The sequence below is a fragment of the Mesorhizobium sp. WSM4806 genome (assembly GCF_055811635.1).
In genome coordinates this window covers 96,820-116,316 of sequence record NZ_JBVVQZ010000008.1, presented here as the reverse complement: position 1 = coordinate 116,316, position 19,497 = coordinate 96,820, and the positions used below count along the sequence as shown (strand labels likewise).

The 19,497-nt window shown below is 63.7% G+C and carries 19 protein-coding genes and 1 riboswitch; of the genes, 11 read left to right on the top strand and 8 right to left on the bottom strand.

Annotation, left to right across the window (positions count from 1 at the left end):
- Positions 1-49: 49 nt before the first annotated feature.
- Positions 50-166, top strand: a riboswitch (TPP riboswitch).
- 101 nt (positions 167-267) lie between these two features.
- From thiC to AC0L2M_RS14425, 6 genes are read left to right on the top strand one after another with little or no spacing between them, the layout of a single operon-like run.
- Positions 268-2,097 carry a phosphomethylpyrimidine synthase ThiC gene (gene thiC / locus AC0L2M_RS14450; RefSeq protein WP_473535200.1) on the top strand — a complete coding sequence of 610 codons (1,830 nt, stop codon included), beginning with the start codon at positions 268-270 and terminating at the stop codon, positions 2,095-2,097.
- Positions 2,094-3,095 carry a glycine oxidase ThiO gene (gene thiO, locus AC0L2M_RS14445; protein ID WP_473535199.1) on the top strand — a complete coding sequence of 334 codons (1,002 nt, stop codon included), beginning with the start codon at positions 2,094-2,096 and terminating at the stop codon, positions 3,093-3,095. Before thiC ends, thiO begins: the two co-directional genes overlap by 4 nt.
- Positions 3,064-3,261, top strand: coding sequence for a sulfur carrier protein ThiS (gene thiS / locus AC0L2M_RS14440; RefSeq protein WP_128168003.1), 198 nt, complete (start codon positions 3,064-3,066; stop codon positions 3,259-3,261). The genes thiO and thiS overlap by 32 nt, the downstream gene beginning before the upstream one ends.
- A 4-nt stretch (positions 3,262-3,265) precedes the next feature.
- A complete protein-coding gene (locus tag AC0L2M_RS14435; RefSeq protein ID WP_128172631.1) occupies positions 3,266-4,039 on the top strand; it encodes a thiazole synthase in 774 nt (257 codons plus the stop codon).
- On the top strand, positions 4,036-4,641 hold the full coding sequence (locus AC0L2M_RS14430; RefSeq protein WP_473535198.1) for a thiamine phosphate synthase: 606 nt from the start codon (positions 4,036-4,038) through the stop codon (positions 4,639-4,641). Before AC0L2M_RS14435 ends, AC0L2M_RS14430 begins: the two co-directional genes overlap by 4 nt.
- On the top strand, positions 4,632-5,396 hold the full coding sequence (locus tag AC0L2M_RS14425; protein WP_128172630.1) for a hydroxymethylpyrimidine/phosphomethylpyrimidine kinase: 765 nt from the start codon (positions 4,632-4,634) through the stop codon (positions 5,394-5,396). Before AC0L2M_RS14430 ends, AC0L2M_RS14425 begins: the two co-directional genes overlap by 10 nt.
- A 116-nt stretch (positions 5,397-5,512) precedes the next feature.
- Here AC0L2M_RS14425 and AC0L2M_RS14420 read toward each other — a convergent pair whose 3' ends face one another.
- The 7 genes from AC0L2M_RS14420 to AC0L2M_RS14390 all read right to left on the bottom strand — a co-directional run bounded on the left by AC0L2M_RS14420 (position 5,513) and on the right by AC0L2M_RS14390 (position 12,751).
- A complete protein-coding gene (locus AC0L2M_RS14420) occupies positions 5,513-6,481 on the bottom strand; it encodes an ABC transporter ATP-binding protein (protein WP_473535197.1) in 969 nt (322 codons plus the stop codon).
- A 2-nt stretch (positions 6,482-6,483) separates the two neighbouring features.
- Positions 6,484-7,491 carry an ABC transporter ATP-binding protein gene (locus AC0L2M_RS14415; RefSeq protein WP_473535196.1) on the bottom strand — a complete coding sequence of 336 codons (1,008 nt, stop codon included), beginning with the start codon at positions 7,489-7,491 and terminating at the stop codon, positions 6,484-6,486.
- Positions 7,492-7,493: 2 nt separating this feature from the next.
- Entirely contained in the window at positions 7,494-8,411 is a 918-nt protein-coding gene (locus tag AC0L2M_RS14410) for a dihydrodipicolinate synthase family protein (protein ID WP_473535195.1), read from the bottom strand.
- 19 nt (positions 8,412-8,430) lie between these two features.
- Complete coding sequence (locus AC0L2M_RS14405; protein ID WP_473535194.1) at positions 8,431-9,333, bottom strand: ABC transporter permease; 903 nt, start codon at positions 9,331-9,333, stop codon at positions 8,431-8,433.
- Complete coding sequence (locus AC0L2M_RS14400) at positions 9,333-10,292, bottom strand: ABC transporter permease (protein WP_473535193.1); 960 nt, start codon at positions 10,290-10,292, stop codon at positions 9,333-9,335. Before AC0L2M_RS14400 ends, AC0L2M_RS14405 begins: the two co-directional genes overlap by 1 nt.
- An 82-nt stretch (positions 10,293-10,374) precedes the next feature.
- The gene (locus tag AC0L2M_RS14395) at positions 10,375-11,961 is read right to left on the bottom strand and encodes an ABC transporter substrate-binding protein (protein ID WP_473535192.1); all 1,587 of its coding nucleotides are present in this window, start codon (positions 11,959-11,961) and stop codon (positions 10,375-10,377) included.
- 40 nt (positions 11,962-12,001) lie between these two features.
- Positions 12,002-12,751: a FadR/GntR family transcriptional regulator gene (locus AC0L2M_RS14390; protein ID WP_473535191.1), complete on the bottom strand. Its 750-nt coding sequence runs from the start codon at positions 12,749-12,751 to the stop codon at positions 12,002-12,004.
- Positions 12,752-12,861: 110 nt separating this feature from the next.
- Here AC0L2M_RS14390 and AC0L2M_RS14385 point away from each other — a divergent pair, with 110 nt between their 5' ends.
- The 4 genes from AC0L2M_RS14385 to AC0L2M_RS14370 all read left to right on the top strand — a co-directional run bounded on the left by AC0L2M_RS14385 (position 12,862) and on the right by AC0L2M_RS14370 (position 16,636).
- Complete coding sequence (locus tag AC0L2M_RS14385) at positions 12,862-13,833, top strand: Gfo/Idh/MocA family protein (RefSeq protein ID WP_473535190.1); 972 nt, start codon at positions 12,862-12,864, stop codon at positions 13,831-13,833.
- Complete coding sequence (locus tag AC0L2M_RS14380; RefSeq protein ID WP_128167993.1) at positions 13,830-14,825, top strand: Gfo/Idh/MocA family protein; 996 nt, start codon at positions 13,830-13,832, stop codon at positions 14,823-14,825. Before AC0L2M_RS14385 ends, AC0L2M_RS14380 begins: the two co-directional genes overlap by 4 nt.
- Positions 14,815-15,768: a dihydrodipicolinate synthase family protein gene (locus AC0L2M_RS14375; RefSeq protein ID WP_473535189.1), complete on the top strand. Its 954-nt coding sequence runs from the start codon at positions 14,815-14,817 to the stop codon at positions 15,766-15,768. The genes AC0L2M_RS14380 and AC0L2M_RS14375 overlap by 11 nt, the downstream gene beginning before the upstream one ends.
- Before the next feature lie 97 nt (positions 15,769-15,865).
- The gene (locus AC0L2M_RS14370) at positions 15,866-16,636 is read left to right on the top strand and encodes a TIGR01458 family HAD-type hydrolase (protein WP_473535188.1); all 771 of its coding nucleotides are present in this window, start codon (positions 15,866-15,868) and stop codon (positions 16,634-16,636) included.
- Positions 16,637-16,675: 39 nt separating this feature from the next.
- On the opposite strand, the gene AC0L2M_RS14365 is transcribed toward AC0L2M_RS14370, so the two are convergent.
- A complete protein-coding gene (locus AC0L2M_RS14365) occupies positions 16,676-18,208 on the bottom strand; it encodes an FAD-dependent oxidoreductase (protein ID WP_473535187.1) in 1,533 nt (510 codons plus the stop codon).
- Between the two features lie 279 nt (positions 18,209-18,487).
- Here AC0L2M_RS14365 and AC0L2M_RS14360 point away from each other — a divergent pair, with 279 nt between their 5' ends.
- Positions 18,488-19,459 carry an SDR family oxidoreductase gene (locus AC0L2M_RS14360; protein WP_023801357.1) on the top strand — a complete coding sequence of 324 codons (972 nt, stop codon included), beginning with the start codon at positions 18,488-18,490 and terminating at the stop codon, positions 19,457-19,459.
- The last annotated feature ends 38 nt before the right edge of the window (positions 19,460-19,497 follow it).

Sequence of the window (19,497 nt, the reverse complement as noted above, 5' to 3'; positions counted from 1 at the left end):
TGATGGGCCGAATGCGCTTGACAAAATGGCGATCGCCCGCTCAATTTGACCCATTCACCAGGGGGGTCCCGGCAAGGGGCTGAGATACTGCTGGCTTTCGCGGCGCAGTGACCCGTTGAACCTGATCCAGTTCATACTGGCGTAGGGACGGTGCAAGCGCTTTGCGGGAGTCCATGCCCGAAAACCTGTAAGCAGGCAGGCAGAAGCGTCTTTTCATCCTTCCGGCACAGAACTGGGTCTCCAATGCATGAGCAAAGGAGCCTCAAAATGAATGCCATTTCCCCCGCCGTGTCGACGGGACCGCTGCCCGCCTCAAGGAAAATCCACAAACCCGGCCTGATTCACCCGCAGATCAGGGTGCCGATGCGGGAAATCGCCGTCCATCCGACGGCAGGCGAACCGCCTGTCACCGTTTACGATCCGTCCGGCCCCTATACGGACCCGACTGTCGAAACCAGCATCGAAAAGGGCCTCGCCAGGTTTCGCAATGAATGGGTGACGGTGCGCGGCGACGTCGAATTCCACGATGCCCGCAGTGTCAGGCCGGAGGACAACGGCTTTGCGTCAGGTGAGCGCCTGACGCCGGAATTTCCCGTGCGCCACCGGCCGCTAAAGGCAAAAACGGGCCAAGCGGTGACGCAGCTTGCCTATGCGCGCGCCGGGATCATCACCCCCGAAATGGAGTTCGTCGCCATTCGCGAGAATCTCGGCCGCGAGAGCTTACGCGGCGGGATGCAGCGCGACGGCAACTCTTTCGGCGCGGCGATCCCGGACTTCGTCACGCCGGAATTCGTGCGCGACGAGATAGCGCGCGGACGGGCTATCATTCCAGCCAACATCAACCACCCGGAGAGCGAGCCGATGATCATCGGCCGCAATTTCCTGGTCAAGATCAATGCCAATATCGGCAATTCAGCCGTCACCTCGTCGATGGCCGAAGAGGTCGAAAAAATGGTCTGGGCGATCCGCTGGGGGGCCGACACCGTCATGGACCTGTCGACCGGTCGCAACATCCACAACATCCGCGAATGGATCGTCCGCAATTCGCCTGTGCCGATCGGAACCGTGCCGCTCTACCAGGCGCTTGAGAAGGTCGGAGGGATCGCCGAGGACCTGACCTGGGAAATCTACCGCGATACGCTGATCGAACAGGCCGAACAGGGCGTCGACTATTTCACCATCCATGCCGGTGTGCGGCTGCACTACATCCCGCTGACGGTCGACCGGGTCACCGGCATCGTGTCGCGCGGCGGCTCCATCATGGCCAAGTGGTGCCTGCATCATCACCGCGAAAGCTTCCTCTACGAGCATTTCGAGGAAATCTGCGACATCTGCCGCGCTTACGACGTGTCGTTCTCGCTCGGCGACGGCCTTCGTCCCGGCTCGATCGCCGACGCCAACGACGCGGCGCAGTTCGCCGAACTGGAAACGCTCGGCGAGTTGACAAAGGTCGCCTGGGCCAAGGATTGCCAGGTCATGATCGAGGGGCCGGGCCATGTTCCGATGCACAAGATCAAGGAGAACATGGACAGGCAGCTCGAAGTCTGCGGCGAGGCGCCCTTCTACACGCTTGGGCCGCTGACCACCGACATCGCACCCGGCTACGACCACATCACCTCAGGCATCGGCGCGGCAATGATCGGCTGGTACGGCACGGCGATGCTCTGCTATGTCACGCCCAAGGAGCATCTCGGTCTCCCCGACCGCAACGACGTCAAAACGGGCGTCGTCACCTACAAGATAGCCGCGCACGCCGCCGATCTCGCCAAGGGTCATCCGACGGCGAAGGTCAGGGATGACGCCCTTTCCCGCGCACGCTTCGAGTTTCGTTGGGAAGACCAGTTCAACCTGTCGCTCGACCCCGAAACCGCGCGCTCCTTCCACGACGAGACTTTGCCGAAGGAGGCGCACAAGCTGGCGCATTTCTGCTCGATGTGCGGGCCGAAATTCTGCTCGATGCGCATCTCCCACGACATTCGGGCCGAGGCACAGAAAGAGGGCATGGCGGCGATGGCCGCGAAGTACCGCGAGGGCGGCAATCTTTATATGCCGGTGGACGGCGAACCGCCCATGCCGAAGATGCCGGAGCCGTCATGAGGCTGCTGGTCAAAGGGGCTGGCGTCGCCGGCCTCACCGCCGCCTTCGAACTCGCCGCCCGCGGTGCTGCGGTAACCATTGCCGAGACCCGGCATGGCCTTGGCGGCAACGCATCATGGATGGCCGGCGGCATGCTGGCGCCCTGGTGCGAGCGCGAAAGCGCCGAGCAGCCGGTGCTGGATCTCGGACGCGATGCCGCCGACTGGTGGGATGCGGTCCTGCCGGGTCATGTCACGCGGGCCGGAACGCTCGTTCTGGCAACGCCGCGGGATGCGGGCGAACTCGACCGGTTTGCAAGCCGCACGTCGGGTCATCGGCGGATCGACGAAGACGAAATCGCGCTCCTGGAACCCGATCTCGCCGACCGCTTCCGTCGCGGGCTGTTCTTCCCGGGCGAAGCCCATCTCGACCCACGCCGTGCAATGGCGGCGCTGCATGAAAAACTCGCCGGAAGCGGCGTCGAGTTCCGCTTCGGAATGGACGCCCTGCACATGACGGGATTCGACCGCGAGATCGACTGCATAGGAATGGCGTCCAGCGATGAAAGGCTTCGCGGCGTTCGCGGCGAGATGCTGATCCTGCGTACACCGGACATCTCGCTGTCGCGCCCGGTCAGGCTGCTGCACCCGCGTTTGCCGCTCTATCTGGCGCCGCGCGCCGACCATCATTTCATGGCGGGTGCAACGATGGTCGAGAGTCTGTCCACGGAGCCGGTCACGGTGCGGGCGATAATGGAACTCCTGAACGCCGCCTATTCGGTTCATCCCGCCTTCGGCGAGGCCGCGATCGTTGAGACGGGCGTCGGCATTCGCCCGGCGTTTTCCGACAACCTGCCGCGCGTCGAAGCGCATGGCAGGACCGTCGCGATCAACGGGCTCTACCGCCATGGTTTCCTTCTGGCCCCCGCCATGGCGCGTCGGGCGGCCGACCTTGTTTTCGATTCTGACAAACCGGTGGAACTTGCTGATGAAACTGACGGTCAACGGCGAAGCGCATGAGATCACCGCCGCCACCCTGGCGGAGCTTCTCGCGGCGCTCGACTACGAAGGCAACTGGCTTGCAACGGCAGTGAACAGCGAGGTTGTGCACGCGACTGAGCGGGCGCTGTTCCAGCTGAAGGACGGCGACCGGATCGAAATCCTCTCACCCATGCAAGGAGGTTAGCAACGTGATCGAGCTTTACGGAACCAAGCTTCCGTCGCGCCTGCTTCTCGGCACCGCACAGTACCCCTCGCCCGCCATTCTTGCCGATGCGGTCAAGGCATCCTGCGCGTCCGCGGTGACCGTCTCATTGCGCCGCGAAATGGCCGGCGGCAAGGGTGGCGAGAAATTCTGGTCGCTTATCCAATCGCTGCGGCTGCATGTCCTACCCAACACCGCCGGTTGTCACTCCGTCAAGGAAGCCGTCACGACCGCAAATATGGCGCGCGAGGTCTTCGGCACGAACTGGATCAAGCTCGAGGTGATCGGCAATCATGACACGCTGCAGCCTGACGTCTTCGGCTTGGTCGAGGCCGCGCGAATCTTGTGCGACGACGGCTTTGCTGTATTTCCTTACACGACGGACGATCTCGTCGTCGCCGAGCGATTGCTGGAAGCCGGATGCAGGGTGCTCATGCCCTGGTGCGCGCCGATCGGTTCTGCGCTTGGACCGGTAAATATCACCGCGCTCCGCTCGATGCGCGGCCATTTCCCGGATGTCCCGCTGATCGTGGATGCGGGCCTCGGCCGCCCATCTCACGCGGCTCTCGTGATGGAACTCGGCTTCGACGCGGTGCTCCTCAACACGGCAGTGGCCAAGGCCGCCGATCCGATCGGCATGGCGCGCGCGTTCGGCAAGGCGGTCGATGCCGGCCGTGAGGCGTATCGCTCGGGCCTGCTCGAGCCGCGCGACCTCGCCGTCCCATCGACGCCGACAATTGGCCGGGCAGTCTTTCAATGAAACTCGATCCTTTTTATCTGATCGTCGACAGCGCCGCCTGGATTGAAAGGCTGGCGCCGCTCGGCGTCAGGCTGGTGCAGCTTCGCGTCAAGAACCTCGACGAGGCTGCGTTGCGCGCCGAGATCCGTAAGGCGAAGGCCTTGTGCGCCCGTTACAAATGCCAGCTCATCATCAATGACTTCTGGCGGCTGGCGATCGAGGAGGACTGCGATTTCATTCATCTCGGACAGGAAGATCTGCAAGCGGCGGACCTTACCCGGATAAGGGCTGCGGGTCTCCGTCTCGGCCTCAGCACGCACGACCATCTCGAACTCGAAACAGCCCTTGCCGCCAGACCGAACTATATCGCGCTCGGCCCAGTCTATCCGACCATCCTGAAACAGATGAAATGGGCGCCGCAGGGGCTCGAACGGCTTGACGAATGGAAGCGCCGGATCGCGCCGACACCTCTGGTCGCGATTGGCGGCCTCAATCCCGACCGGATCGAGGGCGTCTTCGGTGCCGGTGCGGACAGCGCCGCGGTAATGACCGACATCACATTGGATGCCGATCCGGAAGCGCGAACGCGCCAGTGGATCGAAAAGACGAGCCGATGGCGTTGAGGCGCGAACCGCATGTGCTTGTCGTCGGCGGCTCGGACTCCAGCGGCGGCGCCGGCATAGTCCGCGACATTGAGACGATCTCCGCCCTCGACTTGCGCACCTGCCTTGCCATTACCACCGTGACGGTGCAGACGCATGAAGCCGTCACGCAAATCCACAATTTGCAACCCGGTCTGGTGGCCGATCAGATGCGTGCCGCGCTGCAAGCCAATGCGGTCGGGGCGATCAAAATCGGCATGCTCGCGACGGAGCAAACCATCGTCGCCGTCGCGGATGTGCTGCGCCAAAACCCACAGATACCGGCAGTCATCGACCCGGTGCTGGTCTCTTCTTCGGGTTGGCCGCTTCTGGACACAGGCGCTATCGGCGTCCTGAAGCATGAACTCATCCCGCTTTGCCGTCTCGTCACACCCAACCTCATCGAACTGGCTGTCCTTGCCGGCTCAGACCTGGCCATCGACGAGGACGGCGCATTGCAACAAGGTCAGAAATTGCTCACCGCCGGATTGCAGGCCCTGCTGATCAAGGGCGGCCACGCCGCGGGGTGTCGATCGACGGACATCCTGCTGCGCGCCGATCAAGAGCCCATCCGCTTCGATGCGCCGCGTCTTGGCGGATCGATGCGCGGGACGGGTTGCGCGCTGGCCAGCGCCATCGCCGCGCACCTGGCAAACGGAAGCCTGCTTGAAGACGGCGTGCGCAAAAGCAAGCTGTTGGTTTTCGAGAAGCTTCGGAAATCGATCTCTCGGGATTGAGGCGGTTGAGCTTGGCGGGGGCTTTTCTGGGCAGCAAGCTGGCGGCCGGTTCTTCGCCTTCCTTCGGAGAGTCTCTCAGACAGCACGCGAAGTAAATCGCCTTGTCGGGTCTTGTCTCAAGCGATGTCGTCGCGAATGCAGGCCTTCAAATGGCCATCGGACGTTGTTGCCCGTAATGGCGGGACGATGCCGGCGCAAGCGTCGAGGGCAACCGGGCAGCGGGTTCGGAAAACACACCCGGTCGGCGGATTTGCCGGGCTTGGAATGTCGCCCTTCAGCACCTGCCGGCCTTGCCTGGCCAGCGGGTCGAGCGACGGAATGGCCGAGAGCAGCGCGCGCGTATAGGGATGCTGCGGCCGGGCATAGAGCGCGGCAGCAGGCGCGACTTCCATGATGCGGCCGAGGTAGAGAACGATCACCGTGTCGCAGATATATTCGACGACGGCCAGGTCATGCGAAATGAACAGCATGGTCAGGCCGAGCCGGACCTGCAGGTCGCGCAAAAGATTGATGATCTGCGCCTGAATGGAGACATCGAGGGCAGAGACCGGCTCGTCGGCGACGATGAATTCGGGTTCGAGCGTAAGCGCCCGGGCGATACCGATGCGCTGGCGCTGCCCGCCCGAAAATTCGTGGGCGTAGCGATCGTAGGCATCGACTGGCAACTCAACAGCAGCAAGCGCCTTCTCAGCCTTCGCCCGCCGCTCGCGCCTGCTGCCGATGCCCTGAATATCGAGGCCTTCGGTCAGGATCTGACCGATGGTCATGCGCGGCGACAGGCTGGCGAACGGATCCTGGAAAATATACTGCATCTTGCGGCGCTGGCGAGCCAGAGGCCCGGCGCTCAGCTTGGTGATATCGACGCCGTCAAACCTTATTTCGCCGGACGTCGGCTCGATGAGACGCAGCACCGAGCGGCCAATCGTGGTCTTGCCAGACCCGGATTCGCCGACGAGGCCGACCACCTGGCCGCGCGCGATGTCGAAGGAAATATCGTCCAGCGCCCTGACGACAGGACCGCGCGAGAACGCCGTCGGCGCAAAATGTTTGGTCAGGTTCCTGACTGAAAGGAAGGGATCGTCCACTGTCAGAGATCCTCCCAGCGCAAACAGCGGCTTTGCTGGGTCGACGTCGCCGCGAGCAATGGCGGTACAGCAGTGCGGCAGGCATCGACAGCCAGGGCGCAACGCGGCGCGAAAGAGCAGCCCTTGGGCAGCAAGGCAAGCGATGGAACATTGCCGGCGATGGTCGGCAGCGGCGTTCCTGCTGCCTTGAGCGTGGTGGCTTGGCCAAGCCGCGGCACCGAACGCATCAGCCCGGCGGTATAGGGATGACGCGGACGGTTGAACACCTCGCTCACCGGACCCGATTCCACGATGCGCCCGGCATACATCACCGCGACCCGGTCGGCGATCTCGGCAACGACGCCGAGATTGTGCGTGACGAATAGAATGCCCATGCCGCGTTGCGCCTGCAGCGCGGCCAGCAGGTCGAGAATCTGGGCCTGGATAGTGACGTCGAGGGCGGTGGTCGGCTCGTCGGCGATCAACAAGGTCGGATCGCACGACAAGGCCATGGCGATGGTGGCGCGCTGGCGCATCCCTCCCGACAGCTCATGCGGGTATTGCCGCGCCCGCCGATCAGGGTCGGGAATTCCGACCTGAGCCAGCAGCCGCACGGCATCAGTGGCCGCATCACGGTGCGATCTGCCGAGATGGATGCGGATCGGCTCGGCGATCTGTTCGCCGATGCTGTAGACCGGATTGAGGCTGGTCATCGGCTCCTGGAACACCATGCCGATATCGTTGCCGCGCACCTTGCGCAGCGACTCGGGATCGAGGCCGGTCAGTTCGGTGACCGTGCCGTCCCTGCGCCGCAGCGCGATCGAGCCCTCGGCAATGCGTCCGACCTTCTTCGGCAGCAGGCCGATGATCGACAGGCTGGTGACCGACTTGCCCGATCCCGACTCGCCGACCAGCGCAACCGTCTCGCCCGAACCTATCATCAGGTCGACGTCCTGCACGGCGGCAATGTCGCGTCCGGCGATACGGAACACCGCTCGCAGACCGGAAATCGAGAGGATCGGAGCGTCCACGGTCAGCGCAGCAAGCCGACGTCGCGAAGGATGATGTCGACCTTTGCGCCTTCCTCGTCGTTCAGGCTGCGTTGCGGCCGCGCCATGGTGTTGGAGGCGATGATGCCGAGGCTCCTCATCGCGGTCTTGAAGGCACCGACCCCGGCCGAGCCGGCGCTCGTCCTGCCGAGCGAGATCCAGACGATCTCGAACAGCTTCAACAGCCGCTCCTGCTCTAGGCGGGCCTCGGCGTGCTGACCCGCCTGCATCAGGTTCCACAGGCTGACGTAGCCGTGCGGGTCGACATTGGCGAGGCCCGGCACGACCCCATGCGCGCCCATGGCAAGCACGCTGTCGACCAGGATCTCGGACCCGGTCATGCCGAAAAAATTCGGGTCGTTGGCCATGTCCTTGAGCACATAACGCAGATTGCCGTCGTCACCGCTGGAATCCTTGATGCCGGCGATAACGCCCTCGCTGGCAAGGCCGACGGTGGTCTGGCGCTCCAGCTTGACATGGACGCAGACCGGGATGTCGTAGGCGATGATCGGGATGTCGACTGCGTCCTTGATGTAGCGGAAGTGATCGCCGATCTCGGGCTGGCTGGTGCGGGCATAGAACGGCGCGGTGACCACGACTGCGTCAGCGCCGGCCGATCTGGCGATCAGGGCGTGGTTGATGACGCGATCGGTTGTCGGGTCGATGACCCCGGCGAAGATCGGAACGCGGCCATTGTTGACCTTGACCGCGTGCTCGATGATGGCCCGGCGACCGGCCTCGTCATGGAAGACCACCTCGCTGGTCGAGCCGAGCACGAACAGGCCGTGAACGCCGCCGTCGAGCAGGTTTTCGATGGTCCGCGTGAACGACGCAAAATCGACACTGAGATCGGAATGGAGTGGGGTGACGACGGGTGGCACGACACCGGTAAACAGGGGCATTTTTTCAAAAACCTTCAGGTCAGTTGAGATCGGAACGAGGGTCGAATGCATCGCGCAGGCCATCGCCGATGAAGTTGATGGCCAGCACGGTGAGCACGAGTAAGGCGCCGGGAAACATCCATTGCCAGGGGTATTGCTCGAGCACCACGGTGGAGCGGGCGAGATTGAGCATGTTGCCCCAACTGGCTTCGGGCGGTGCGATGCCGAGGCCGAGGAAGGAAAGGCCGGCTTCGAGCAGAATGGCATTGGCGATCTGCAGCGTGGCGTAGACGACTAGAATGTCGATGCAGTTCGGCAGGCCGTGGCGGAACAGGAGATGCGGCAGCCCCGCCCCCATGCCACGGGCGGCGACGACGAAGTCACGCTCGCGCAGCTCGAGCAGCCGGGCGCGCACCATGCGCGACAGCACCGGCCAGGAGAGCAGCGAGATCACCAGGATGGTCGGCGCGATGCCGGTGCCGGCGATCGAAGCGAGCACGAGCAGGAAGATCACCGGCGGCAGCGTCATGGCGAGGTCGACGAAGCGCATCACCGTGCCGTCGACAAGGCGCCCGCCGAAGCTGGCGACAGCGCCGACCAGGAAGCCGATGACGATCGAGATGGCGACCGAGCAGACGGCGACCAGCAGCGAGATCCGTCCGCCCTGCAGCAGCCGGGCCATGACGTCGCGGCCGACGCCGTCGCTGCCGAGCCAATGAATGGCGGACGGCCCCTTGTTGATCGCCCTGAGATCGATGGCGTTGGGGCTGAACGGCCACCACAGGGAATAGGTCGAGACCGCCAGCAGAATGGGGACGACGATAAGCAGACCGGCGCGCGCCGCACGATTTTCAAAGAACCGGCCGAGCGCGCGGCGAAGCGGTCCCTTGGTTTGCGGCCCGGCTGTCGGGTCGTTTGTCGGAGCTGGTGCGGTGATCGTCATCACGACACCTGGATGCGCGGGTCGACGACGGCATAGACGATATCGGTCAGGAGATTGACCAGAATGACGCAGATGCCGATTACCAGAGTGGCGCCCATGATCACCGGGTAGTCCCTTGTGCCGACGGCGTTGACCAGCAGCAGGCCCATGCCCGGCCAGTTGAACACGCTTTCGAGGAAGATGGCGCCGCCGATCGCTACGCCGACCGTCGACCCGATCAGGGTGATGACCGGTAAAAGCGCATTGCGGGTTGCATGCTTGATGATCACCCAGAATTCGCGCACGCCCTTGGCACGTGCGGTCCGCACATAGTCCTGGTTGAGCACTTCCAGCAGCGACGCGCGCATGTAGCGCATGATCAGCGCGGCGTGTCCGATGGACAGCAGGCAGGCGGGCAGGACCAGGTGCGCGAGCACGTCCGCTACAGAAAAAGGCGCGCCGGCGGTCTGCATGCCGCCTGATGGCGCCCAGCGCAGCAGCACCGAGAAAAAGTACAGTCCCAGAAGTGCCGTCAGAAACGCCGGGCTGGAGATGCCGACGAAGGAAACCACCGACAGCGCGATGTCGGGCAGCGTGTTACGGCGGACGGCGCTGAAGATGCCGGCGGAAATGCCGAGCACGATGGCGATGGCCAGGCCGGTGCCCATCAACAGCGCGGTCGGGCCGATGCGCTCCATGACCAGCGGCAGCACGCCAACGCCGCTGCGCTGGATCGAATAGCCGAAGTCGCCGCCGAGCGCAGCGCGAAGCCAGGCGAGGTATTGCACGGGAAGCGGCTGGTCGAGCCCAAGCCGGTCGCGCAGGACTTCGAGGTCGGAAGCCGACATCGGGCTGGACGGATTGATATAGGCATCGATCGGATCGCCGGGCGCCAGCCGCAGAAGGATGAAGATGAGGACGCTCAGGGCGACCAGCATCAACAGTCCTGTAGCGCTGCGGCGGGCAATGAAACTCAGCATTGGCTGTCCGTGGCGATGGTGAGCGGAGCCGGCATCGTGCCGGCCCGTATCATTGGCGGGCCGGAATGGCCCGCCAGCCGTTTTACTGGATGTCCCAGCGTTCCGGGTGAGCCGCATAAGGACCGCCGCCCGGCGCCGGCGTCCAGACAAAGTCACGTAGCTTGTTGGAGGCTACGCCATAGCGGTTGGCCACCCATAATGTCGCCCAGGGCAGATCCTTGTTCATCGCCTTGCAGACTTGCTGCCAGGATTGGTCGATCTTGGCCGGATCGGTCTGGGCGAGCGCAGCGTCCAACGCGGCGCTGAGATCATCGAACTCGATGCGCATGGTGTTGAAGCCTGCCGGCGGAATCTGGGACTTGTTGAGACCCGGGCTGATGCCGGCCGGATTGGGACCGTTCTGCAGGCCGGCATAGACCATCGCAAACGCGTTCCAGTCCGGCGTGCCTTCCTTGTAGACGATGCCGTTATAAGTCGGCGTATCGACGACGCGCGGCACCACATTGATCCCGACCTCGGCCAGCATCGACTGGATGGCAGCCATCACGTTGGCGGCTTGCGGCGAGCCGTAATAGGTCAGCAAGGTGATCGGCTTGTCGCCGTTGATCTTGTCCCAGCCCGCCTCGGCAAGCAGAGCCTTGGCCTTGGCCGGATCATAGGCATAGGGTTCGAGACCTTCGGGAAGCAGGTGCGGCGCGACGTAGCCGCAATTGGCCGGTTTGGCCGCGCCGCCATAGAGGCTCTCGATGATGGCATTGCGATCGATCGCGTACATGATCGCCTGGCGCACGCGAACATCCTTAAAGAGCTCGACCTTCTGGTTGAGGCCGATGTAGTTGACCACATAGGAGGCGCCCTCGATCACCTTGAAATTGCTGTCGCTCTTGAAGGTTACCGCGTCGTCGGGCTCGACATAGGTGAACTGGATTTCGCCGGCGCGCAGCGCCGCAACGGCCGCCGCCGGGTTCTCGAAATACCTGTTGATGAGCACGTCGACCTTCGGCTTGCCGCCGCGATAGTCGTCATCCGCGGCCAGTTCGACATATTGATCGCTGACATAGCGCTTGAACTTGAAGGGGCCGGTGCCGACCGGCGTCGTGGACCACCAGGTGCTCGTGGCCAGCGTTTCCGGCGGCATCGCGGCCAGGGCATGCTCCGGCAGGATCATCACCTGCGAGAGAATCGACAGGAAGGAGCCGTTGGGCTTCGACAATTTGACGACCACGGTGCGATCGTCCGGCGCGTCGACCGACGCGATGTCGCCGAGGCGCGCGGCAAACAGGCTGCCGGAGGCCTTGTTCCTGGCGAGCTCAAGCGTGAACTTGACGTCCTTGGATGTGAACGGCTTGCCGTCGTGCCAGCTCTCCTGGGCAAGGTTGAACGTGTAGGTCAGCTTGTCGTCGCTGACCTTGTAGTCCTTGGCCAGATCGCCTTCGAGTTCGGTCAGTTCGGCGTTGTAGATGACCAGCGGTTCAAAATAGGTGCTGAGCCAGGTAAAGCCGCCGGTCGCAGCCAACGGATTGAAGTTCTTGGGAAAGCCGCCGGGGCCGACATCGAAGCCTCCGGTGATGGTCTTGGCGCCCTGTGCCTGGACGCTGGTGGCAAGGCTAATGCCGCCGAGCAGCAGCCCGGTGATGGCCAGATGACGAGCTATAGTTCTGATGCGCATGGTTTCCTCCCTTGGCATTGTCAGGTAGTTCGGCGTTGGGTCAGGTAATCCGGTTTTTGGCGATCACTTGCTGAATACCCGTGTAGTGGTCGTCGAGGCGCTCGCGCGCCCGGTCGACGTCCTTGGCGGCGACCGCCTCGACGATCTCGTGATGGTCGCGCCAGGTCGCCAGCGGCGTCGGATTGTCGAGGCTGGTGAAATTCGAGGCCTTGTTGAACGCCACCCAGAAGATGTCGATCAGCGCGCTCAACATGTGATTGTTCTGGCAGCGGAACAGCAACTGATGGAATTGTTGGTCCTCTTCGGCAAAGCTCTCCTGGCGCTCGGCGCGCCGCCGCATGCTTTCGGTCAGCTGGCGCAGCGCGGCGATGTCTTCGGCGCTGATCATCTCGATGGTTTTTGCGATCAGGCCGGTTTCAAGGACACGGCGGATCTCGCGCAGTTCCTCGACGTCGCGCAGCGAATCCTGCAGGCCGTATGCCAGATTATCCAGCAACGGCTTGAACGAGAATTCCTTGACGAACACGCCAATGCCGCGACGCGTCTCCAGAATGCCGATCGACTCCAGCGCCTTGATCGCTTCGCGCACCGAGTTGCGGCCGACGCCGAGCCGCTGCGCCAGGAAGGTCTCCGGAGGCAAGGGGTCGCCCGCCTTGAGCTGGTTGCTCTGGATATATTTCCTCAGGCTTTCCTGCACGCTGACGTGAAGCAGCGGCGGTCGGGCCAGCGGTTCGATCGATTTTTGGTCCGGGTTCAACTTGGGTTCCGAGCTCAACTTGGGTTCCGGCATTTTTCTCCCAGCGCCGCTGCAATTGCGGCCGCTGGCGCGTCGCAAAGCGGTCGATGCTTGTAGCATAGCGACTTGTAGGATATCCTGCAAGCGAGAGGATTACACGCTGAATGAAAGTCGTCCTGGCCGGCTCAAGCCATTGGCACGCCGAAATGCATCTCGACGCTGCACGTTTTTGCGGCGCCGAGATTGCCGGCATTTGGGATGAGGACGCGCAGCATGCGCGCGCCTTCGCGACGCGCCATCATTTGCCGTTCATCGCCGATTTTGCGAAAATCCTCTCCGGCCCGCCGGACGCGATCCTGCTGATGGGACACCCTTCGACGGTGCCGGCGCGGGCCCGTGCCGTGATCGAAGCCGGCATACCGCTGATCCTGGAAAAGCCGGCGGCCAGCAGCACCGCAGGGTTGGCCGCGCTCAGCGAGCTGGCGAGGCAGCACCAGGCCTTTGTCAGCGTTCCCCTGCCCAACCGCTTTGGGCCGGCCGCCACTGCCTTTGAACGGCTGCGCAGCCAAGGCCGTGCCGGTGCGGTTGCGCATTGCCAGTTCCGGCTGGTTAATGGCCCGCCGCAGCGCTATGCGGCCGACGGCGTCGCCTGGGTGGTGGATCCGGCGATCATTGGCGGCGGCGCGCTGAGGAACCTCGGCATACACGGCGTCAATGCCGCGCTCGGCCTGGCAACCGGCGCGCTCAGGCTAAAAACCGTTTCGATCGAGAACCGCATTCACCGCGCCCCGGTCGAGGACCATGCGCTGCTTGTGCTGGAAGACGCTGCCGGAGCGTTGTTCGTCGTCGAGGCCGGATACACTTTTGCTTCGATGCGCCCCGGCGGCGATTTCGAATGGCGTATCGTCAGTGAGAATGCGACCCTCATCGACTATGGCGAGCGCGCCTTCTGTGCGACGCTCGACGATGGCGCTATCATCGAATTGCCGATCGAATTGCCGGCGACGCGCTACCGCCTGTGCATGAGCGACACGCTCGACCGGCTGGCTCGAAAAGCGCCGCCGGCGACTTCGGTCGATGACTATGTTGCGGCGATGTCGCTGATCGACGCCGCGTATGAAAAGGCAGGACGATGATTGGAATAGGCATTATCGGAGCGGGCGATTTCGGCGCCGCCCATGCAAGGGCAATCAAGCAGGTGCAGGGCCTGCATCTCGTCGCATCGTGCCGCGGGAATAACGATGCCCTGGCCGCCTTCACCAGCGAACATGGTGGTCGCGGCTACACCGACTGGCGCAAGCTGCTCGACGACAAGGATGTCGAGGCAGTCCTCATCGCCAGTCCTCACCATCTCCATGCCGAAATGGCCATCGGCGCGGCGAACGCCGGCAAGCACGTCATGCTGGAAAAACCGATGGCGCCGACGGCGGCGGCCTGCGATGCGATCAACGCCGCCGTGGCCGCTGCTGGCGTCAAGCTGATGGTCGCCCATCTCATGCATTTCGCGCTGCCTTGCATGGCGGCCAGGCAAATGCTTGAGCAAGGAACGCTCGGCCGGCCGCTCGTCGGATCGAGCTGGATCATCAAGCTGTGGATGGAGCACAATCGCCGCGACTGGCATCTGCGCAAGGCCACCGGCGGCGGCATGCTGTTGACGGCCGGCATCCATGCGCTCGACCGCCTCGTCTGGCTCATGGATGACGACGTCGTGTCGGTGAGCGCCATGCTTGGCGCCATGTCCCATGATCAGGAAGCCGACGACACCGCCCTGCTCGGACTGCGCTTCGCCGGCGGCGGGCTCGGCCAGGTGCAGAGCGTCGGCTATCGCAATGGCGCGGCCGGCTACGTCATGGACCTGGTCTGCGAGCAGGCAACGCTGCGCATCGACATGGACCGCGGCACGATGCTTGGCCGCGACACGGCCTGGACCGACCTGCCCGGCTCGTTCGAGCCGAACTGGATGCATGCCGCGCTGGTGCGCGAATGGAGCGCGATGCGCGATGCCATTGCCGACGACAAGCCGGTGCCGGTCGACGGCGCCTATGGCCGCAAGATCATCGCCATTATCGAGGCCGCCTTTGCGTCGAACGAAACGCGCCGCGAGCACGAGATCGCCGATGCGCCCTGAGCTCGACGATCACCCGAGCCACTTGCCCGCAGACGCGCCGCGCGGCGTCTGGGGCGCGGTGATGCTGGCCATCGACGATCGCGGGGCAATCGACTGGGAAGCGACGGAGGAAACGATCGCCCGGCTCTGCGCATCAGGCGTCGACGGCATCTATTCCAACGGCACGGCCTGCGAATTCCACTGCCAGACCGAGCCCGAGTTCGACCGGCTTTGCGCCCTGGTGGCCGCGATTGCCGGCCGCGCGCGCCTGCCCTTCCAGATCGGCATCAGCCAGTCCAATCCGCGCGTCGCGCGCGAGCGGCTGATGCGGGTGTCGGCGATTCGTCCGGCCGCGGTGCAATTCACCTTGCCCGACTGGTGGCCGCCCAGCGACGGCGAGGTCATGCGCTTCGTCGGCGGCCTTTGCGAGACCGCGCCCGACATGCCGCTGGTGCTCTACAATCCACCGCATGCCAAGCGCCGCCTGACGCTCGAAGCCATCGCCAGGCTGCGTGCAGCGGTGCCGTCGCTGGTCGGCGCCAAATTGCCGGGCGGCGACGCCGGTTGGTACGCCGACATGCGCCGCGAACTGCCGGGATTTTCGGTCTTCGTGCCCGGCCATACGCTGGCGACGGGATTTGCCCAGGGAGCGCATGGCAGCTACTCCAACGTCGCCTGTCTTAGCCCTAAGGGCGCGGTAATGTGGTGGCAGACGATCCGCACCGACGTGGCGGCCGCTGCCGAGGTCGAGACGCGCATCCAGGCCTTTCTCGCCACCCACGTACTGCCCTTTCGCGCTCGCTATGACGTCAGCGATGCGGCGCTCGACAAAGCGATGGCGGCGGCCGGCGGCTGGGCGCCGCTTGGCCCGCGACTGCTCTGGCCCTACAGCTCGGTTCCCGACGAGGCGATCGCGACGCTGGCCCAAGCCGCACGAACGGCCCTCCCCGGATGGTGGCAGTGATCTCGGCTATCGCATGTGCCTGCCCCCTGATCCAAGGGGAACAACCATGGCCTGTTCCGGATTTGACGCCTGACAGACTCGTGGTCATGCTGGACCGATGACAAGAGGTGTACTGCTGGACCTCGCAGGCGTCATCTATGATGGCGAGACCGCCATACCAGGCGGGATCGACGCCGTCACGCGTTTGCGCCAGGCCGGCTTGGCCATACGCTTCATAAGCAATACCACGCGCTCGTCGAAACAGAGCGTTCTCGAACGTCTGCAGGCGATGGGACTCACCGTTACCAGGGCAGATGTTTTCACCCCGGCGCACGCTGCACGCGATTGGCTGCTTCGCAATGGCCGAGCGCCATATTTGCTGATTCACCCCGGCCTTGCGCCGGACTTTTGCGAACTGCCGGATCGCGACAAGCGCGCCGTCATCGTCGGCGATGCCGGAGACGCCTTCACCTATGCGGCGTTGAATGACGCGTTCCGCGAGCTGAGCGCCGGGGCCGAATTGCTGGCCCTTGCCACCAACCGGACGTTTCGGGATGCCGACGGCGAGCTCAGCCTCGATGCCGGGCCATTCGTCGCGGCATTGGAATTTGCCTCGCTGAAACGCGCAAACGTTCTCGGCAAGCCGTCGTCGGAATTCTTTCTGTCGGCGCTGGCAAGCATGGACTGTCCGCCAGACCAGGCGATCATGGTCGGCGACGACGCCGAGGCCGACATAGCTGGCGCGCTAAGCGCCGGACTGTCGGGCGCATTGCTGGTGAGGACCGGCAAATACCGGCACGGCGACGAGAAACGGTTTGATCCGCGCCCGACCGCAACCGTCGCCGATCTCGCGGCGGCGACCGACTGGATCCTTGCGCGCCGGGACTGAACCGGCCGCACAGCGTGCGCTTCGCTCGAGATATCCGGGCTAGGTCGTCTGGCGCTCCATTTCCACCTCGGCCCCCAGACTTTCGATGTCGCGGAAGGTCGAAGCGACAGCCAGCGTGCGCCCTTCGCGCTTGAAGCGGAGCAGGCAATCCCTGGCAACGATGTCGCCATCGATCGCGATCTCGTCCCATTGCACGGCATGGCCGACATAGTTGATGGGAACATCGTAGTGCTGGCTCCAGAAGAACGGCACGGCGAGGAACTTCTGGCGATGGCCGAGCATGTTGAGGGCCGCGGTTTGCCCCTGCCGCTCGGCAACCACCCAATGCTCGACCCGAATGTTCTCGCCACTGTGAGGATCCGGCCACCGCGCAATGTCGCCGGCCGCGAAGATGCCTGGTGCGCTCGTCTCCAAAAAGGCGTTTACGACGACACCGCGGTCAAGGGTGAGCCCCGCCGTTTCGGCAAGCCCTGTCCGCGGTCGCACGCCGATGCCGGCGACGACGAGATCCGCCGCCCATGTATCGCCACCGCTGAGTTTCACCTCGCTGGCGTCGATGCTGCTCGCAGTGTCCTCGAGATGGAATACGACACCATTCTCCTCATGCAGGGCGCGGATGAAGTCGGCCATTTGCGGACCCATGATCCGTTCCATGGGCCGTTTTTCCGGCGCCACGACATGAACTTCGATCGAGCGCGACCGCAGCGCCGCGGCAACCTCCAGGCCAATGAAACTGGCGCCAAGCACGACGGCGCGGCGCGCAGTCGTGGCTCGCTCGATGATCGCCTTGCAGTCTGCGAACGAGCGCAGCGTGTGAACATGTGGCTGGTCGGCGCCTTGTATGGTCAGGCGAACCGGTTCGGCTCCGGTCGCCAGGAGTAGCCTGTCGTAGGCAGTCCGGGCCCCGTCCGCGAGCACAACCTCGCCAGAACGCGTATCGATGCTGGCGACATCCGCATTGAGGCGCAGGTCGATGCCGTTCTTCGAATAGAAGCTTTCTCGGCGCAGCGGAATCCAATCCTCCGGTGCTTTGCCGGCGAGGTAGTCCTTGGAAAGATTGGGCCGATCAACCGGCGGCGCTTCGTCGTTGCTGAGCATGACAATGCTGCCTTGATAATGTTCGCGCCGCAGTGTTTCTGCCGCCGCGAAACCGGCGGCGCCGCCACCGACAATGACGATTTTTTCGGGAGCCTGGCTGGAGCCGCCAGGGCGCGGCTTGGACGCCGTCCGCTTGCGTTTCTCGCCCACGACGATCCGATCATCGCGTTGTTCCACCGACCAGCACGCGAGTGGACTGAAAGCAGGCGCGCGCAAGGCCTCGCCTGTACGCAAATCAAAACACGCGTGATGCCAGGGACACCGGACGGTGTCTTCCGCCACAAGACCGTCGACGAGCGGCCCGCCATAATGTGTGCATGTCGCGCCGATGGCGAAGATCTCGGCCCCGCGGCGCACCAGCAGCACCGGCTCTTCGTCGCAATGGCCGAGGAGCTTTCCGCCGTCGGCAAGGTCGGATAACGCGATACCCTCGACCAGATCCGGCCCGGTTGGTTTGGCATGATCTTCAGCCATTTTCCTCTCCCTTGGCGCGATCCAGAAGATCGCCTGTACGGCCGACAAGCGGGAAATCGTCAGGTCACCAGCCTCGGAATACCTTCTGCTTGGCCAGCGCGCCTTCAGGTTCTCGGACACCGCTTGTGCCCAAACGTCCGGCCGCATCATTCGTTGCCAGTTGCGCAGTACACGCCGTCGATTTCCTGGCGTTTGGATTCGTTGCCGAAGGAATGACGCCGTCGCGTAAACTTTTTCGCCGGACATGCGTTGTTCGTTCTCCAAGCCAAGGAGACAGCCATGCAGAGGAAATCGGAAATCGCCGGCGAGGCCGCCAAGCAACGCCACATCCAGCGCGGCATCGACGCCAAGGACAAAACGAAGGGCAACGGCAAGCAACAAGGCGCCATGCAGGCCGGAGCACGCAAATATCCCGAGCCGCCCTTTCCCGAGCAGCACCAGCCGAAGCCAGGGCATGAGTGGGCGATAGAGCCGGCGCCGCTTTACGACGCGCCATTCTATATCGGATCAAAAAAGCTGGACGGCAAAGTGGCCGTCATCACCGGCGGCGATTCCGGCATCGGCCGAGCCGTGGCCGTGCTCTATGCGCGCGAAGGCGCCGATGTGGCGATCGTCTATCTGTGCGAGGACAAGGATGCTGAAGAAACGAAGAGGGCCGTCGAAGCCGAGGGCCGGCGCTGCACGCTGGTCAAGGCCGACGTCAGCGAACGCGACCACTGCCACAAGGCTGTGACTAAGGTGGTGAAGGAATTTGGCCGGATCGACGTGCTGGTCAACAACGCCGCTTTCCAGGTCCATTCCAGCGACTTCAGTGAGCTGACCGAGGAGCATTTCGACACGACGCTGAAGACCAACCTCTACGGCTATTTCCACATGGCGCAGGAGGCCGTTCCGCATATGAAGCCTGGTTCGGCGATCATCAACAGCGGCTCCATAACCGGCATCGAGGGCTCGAAGCAGCTGGTCGACTATTCGATGACCAAGGGCGGCATTCATGCCTTCACGCGCGCGCTGTCCGGCAACCTCATCGAAAAGGGAATTCGGGTGAACTGCGTGGCGCCAGGCCCGGTGTGGACCCCGCTCAACCCGTCGGACAAGCAAGCCGGCGACGTCTCGAAATTTGGCGCAGACACACCGATGAAACGGCCGGCGCAACCGGAGGAAATCGCGCCGGCCTATGTGTTCCTCGCCTCGCCGCATTGTTCAAGCTACATCACCGGCGAGATATTGCCGATCATCGGCGGCTACTGAGAACGTGTCGCCCGCACTGCCTCGATCATCGTGGACCT